General features: G+C 66.3%; 1 protein-coding gene. It reads left to right on the forward strand.

The features are described 5' to 3' along the window. Window positions 1-4: 4 nt before the first annotated feature. Window positions 5-457 (forward strand): acyltransferase domain-containing protein (locus ACFIF2_RS35940; protein ID WP_395577495.1); only part of this gene is annotated, 453 nt, incomplete at its 3' end.

The raw sequence follows: 457 nt of genomic DNA on the forward strand, positions 1-457 counted from the left end.
CGGGTTGTCGTATCGGGCTCCGGAGCGGCTGCGGTTTGTCTCCACGGTGTCTGGTGGTCCGGTGGTGGAGGAGATCGCCAGGGCGGAGTACTGGGTGGAGCAGGTGCGGCGTGAGGTGCGGTTCGCCGACGCGGTGCGTTCGCTGCATGCCGAGGGTGTGGAGACGTTCGTCGAGATCGGTCCTGATGGCGTACTGAGTGCGATGGGGCAGGGTGTCGTGCCCTCGGGAGTGTTCGTGCCCTCCGTACGCCGTGACCGGGACGAGTGTGTATCGGTCCTGAGCGCGCTCGCCCATACACATCTCCGTCGCAGCACGTCAGTCAACTGGACCTCGTTCTTCGCTGGTTCAGGGGCGCGACACATCGACCTGCCCGTCTATCCGTTCCAGCGGAGGCGGTTCTGGATCGAGGCGTCGGGTGCGGTGTCAGGCGAGCCGGCGGCACTCGGTCTGGAGTCT

Origin of the sequence: Streptomyces sp. BK79 (assembly GCF_044142145.1) — a bacterium.
Lineage (GTDB): Bacteria > Actinomycetota > Actinomycetes > Streptomycetales > Streptomycetaceae > Streptomyces.